General features: G+C 43.9%; 3 protein-coding genes. All 3 read right to left on the bottom strand.

Annotated features, from left to right (window positions below):
* Positions 1–368 precede the first annotated feature (368 nt).
* Complete coding sequence (zupT, locus tag LHW48_00330; GenBank protein ID MCB5258908.1) at positions 369–1,175, bottom strand: zinc transporter ZupT; 807 nt, start codon at positions 1,173–1,175, stop codon at positions 369–371.
* 2 nt (positions 1,176–1,177) lie between these two features.
* Positions 1,178–2,518 (bottom strand): T9SS type A sorting domain-containing protein, encoded by a 1,341-nt coding sequence (locus LHW48_00325; GenBank protein ID MCB5258907.1) that lies wholly within the window; start codon positions 2,516–2,518, stop codon positions 1,178–1,180.
* A 9-nt stretch (positions 2,519–2,527) separates the two neighbouring features.
* The coding region (locus tag LHW48_00320) for a hypothetical protein (protein ID MCB5258906.1) at positions 2,528–3,398 on the bottom strand (871 nt) is incomplete at its 5' end.

Here is a 3,398-nt window from a genome sequence, read left to right as displayed (position 1 = left end):
TAATCAAGGATACAGATATCCTGCATATGGAAACCATCGTCTTTTTAGTATGCCAAAAAGATGCCAAATACCAAGTTATTTTTACTTTTATAAGCTCTTCTGTGAAAAAGGGGAAGGGATAGCTATGTTAAATCTATTTGAAGTTTTCTGCGCTGTACAGTGGCATTTTGTTCATTCAAGCTCGTTCCCTGTCGTTTAAATAAGGCATTAGCGAAGTTTTACCCCGAGATTCTCCTGCGGCAATAAGAGAATCCCAGCTTGAATTATGGGTAAGCATTGCCCAATACAATGGGAGAGATACAGTAATATGGCAAATATTTGCACTATTGGAGGCAAAGAGATTGGAATGGACTGAATATGGCATTCCCCTAAAACAATGCCAGCGAGATTCCCATTATCAACATACCGGCTATCAAACCGGTTATTGCCACATGATGCTCGGCATATTCTTCTGCCGTGGGGAGAAGCTCATCCAAAGAAATATAGATCATAATTCCCGCCACAGCCGCAAACACGAGCCCAAAAGCCGCATCATTGAGTACCGTGCGGAGCAGCAAAAAACCGATGAGAGCACCAATGGGCTCGGAAAGCCCGGATAGAAATGAATAGAAAAACGCTTTCTTCCGGCTTTTTGTGGAGTAGTATACCGGCACAGACACCGCTATTCCTTCCGGAATATTGTGAATGGCAATAGCGATGGTAATGCTGATACCCAAAGTGGGATCTTTAACCGCTGCCATAAAGGTGGCAAGCCCTTCCGGGAAATTGTGGATTCCTATAGCTATTGCCGAAAACAGACCCATGCGCATTAGTTTCTTATCGTCTGGAATAGCAGCTTTCTTTTCCGCACAATTCACATATTTCAGCTCGTGTGGATTTTCATACGATGGCACCAAATTATCGATAAGAGCAATAATCCCTATTCCCACAAAGAAAGCGATCAGAGTGTACCAATGCCCCATTTTATCGCCATATACAACTGCCAGAGATTCATGCGCTTTGGGAAATATCTCCACAAAACTCACATAAATCATCACCCCCGCCGATAGCCCTAAAGCGGCGGAGAGGAACTTTGGGCTGAACTTTTTGGAGGTAAACGCCATCAGGGAACCAATCCCCGTAGATAAACCTGCCAAAAGAGTCAACCCAAAGGCAAAAAGAATATTGTCGTTCATCTCTATTGAACTTTTAACAGTTTACCGCTTTGCAGATTGCCATCCAAGCGATAGAAATAAACCCCAGAGGGCAAATCAGTGGCATTCCAAGAAACCTGATTTATCCCTTCTTTGAGATTTTGCAACGGCAGTTCATCCACTTTTTGTCCGCGGGTATTGAAGATTGTTATCTTGGAAGAAGATCCAGCCTTTGCATTTTGGATTTGGAAGCTGAGACCTTGTTTGAAGGGGTTAGGCCAAGTGTTTTGAATGCTTAGAGTTGCAGGGACCATAAGCGGATCGACGTTGCTTACGTTTCCAACTCTCAATGTAAACGGAATCCGATAGCTGGGAGCATCGTCGGATTCAATTACAAAGTCAAATACGCCGGTGCCTTCGCTTCCGGCACTTATATTCAGATCGAACGCTTTTGCCTGATTTGGGCTCATGTTGTGTGAGAAAATCATACTGCCCGGATAGCACATTCCTTGTAAATCACAATAATTTACGTACCAATCATCCGGAGCACTATGTACCTGTACAGATGTGTTGAGTATGCTCGCTTCACCGATGTTGTAAACATAGAAATTGGGGGAGAAGAACGCACCTGTATCCTCTGTTCGCATATTCAAATCGAAGGGAGCTGCTACACGGATCTGATTTCCGGATTGCGGTTCGGAACTTATTGCCTGTAATATCGTATTAGAAGGTAATTGTACAAAAGCCACTGCCCATAGATTGGACAAATCCCAAGCCGGATCTGGCGTTATGTCAAAATCAAATAGGGCAGTGCTGCCTGCGCCGGCAATCGAAATGGCTTGGCTCGACACATAGTGTACAATGCGCGTAAGTCCTTCTCCGAGATTATCTTCCACAAGATATAGGTAAACCATGCCATCTTCCACAACGATCTCATCGTGTAACATCGCTACATTCACCGTATAAATACCATCAGCGTGGTTGATTTCTTCCCAATTCATTTTAAGGGGGGAACCCAGGTAACGAAATTGATTAAGCGCTTCCCGATAGAGGCTCCCATCCATCACCGGCTCATCCGATCCGTTTACCCGTATCTTACCATTGAAGATCACAGCCGGGAAACCCAATACTTCATAGAGTTCAAATCTGGAATCCACCTCAGCACTGCTATGCTGGCCGCTTTCTGTAAGTAAGCGCGTGAAAATCACTTCACCGGGATTTATCTGGCTTTCTATGGTATCCAAACCCATTTGAGCAAATTCACATGCGGCGCACCACGAGGCACCAAAGTTCTCAATCAATGTGGTAGTTGGATAATATGGTGCATTCTGAGCATATAGCAGCGCTAAACCCAGCAGTAAGATAATTATCATTATGTGTTTCATGAGCATCCTCTAAAACCTTGTACTAAGTTCGGCTCTTATGCCTTCAAATGGTGCCACAAATTTGCATACGCCGTTGCGGCACACTTTTCCACCCTGTTCCTTGCCGGCAAACACCACCAGGTCGCTGTGGCTAAAGAGCGGATACTTCAATTCTATATTGGGATTGTATGTGCTTTTCATGATTGAATCAAAATCGTTCCACCAGCTTTGTAAGCCCAAAGAAACGGAAAGCTTTTTGATAGCAATATCTGCCTGCACTTGAGGCTCGTAATGGCGGCTTTTATTACTGAATCTGCGTTTTTCCACTACTTTAAAATCTCCTTTTAAATATACAGGAAAACCGAATAAATGCGCATCTCCCGCTAATGTGGGATAATACTCTTTCTGCCAAGCTCTAAGGCCATTATCCACTTTTTCTATTTGAGACCACGCTACTTGATACATATCACTGTCGAATGTAATATCCAAAGCCACATATAGATCGCTCATCCTTATTTTCTCAGAACTGTCCCAAGCTTCGGCATAATCTGCGCTAAAATAATAGTCATCCAGTAATGTGTAGACTGCACGAGCCTGCCAGCCTTCTTCATCCTTGCCGCTTGCCAGCAAGTCAGAAATGGTTTCGCCATGATAGTTAGCCAAGGGAATGTCGTTTAACCGATAGTCAAAATTCAAGTAGTTCTTATATGCTGCTCCAACGAGCAAATCGCCAATCAAGTAATCTGCACTGATATATGCCCCATGTCCCTCAGTAGTGTTATCGATCTTATACCGTTTGCTATAGGCATATTCGCCGAAGCCCTCAAAAGCCGCAGAAGAATAATGCATTCTGCCGCCAAAAACATCCCGGTAGTTATATGTATTCATCGGGCTGAGGTCG

Source organism: Candidatus Cloacimonadota bacterium (genome assembly GCA_020532355.1).
Classification (GTDB): Bacteria; Cloacimonadota; Cloacimonadia; order Cloacimonadales; family Cloacimonadaceae; genus UBA5456.
The sequence above is the reverse complement of the archived record's forward strand: the minus strand, read 5'-3'. Positions and strand labels throughout refer to the sequence as shown.

What these genes read in the sequence shown, in the direction of transcription:
- LHW48_00325 (MCB5258907.1), bottom strand. Translation starts at nt 2,518, where the DNA reads ATGAAACACATAATGATAATTATCTTACTGCTGGGTTTAGCGCTGCTA.
- zupT (MCB5258908.1), bottom strand. Translation starts at nt 1,175, where the DNA reads ATGAACGACAATATTCTTTTTGCCTTTGGGTTGACTCTTTTGGCAGGT.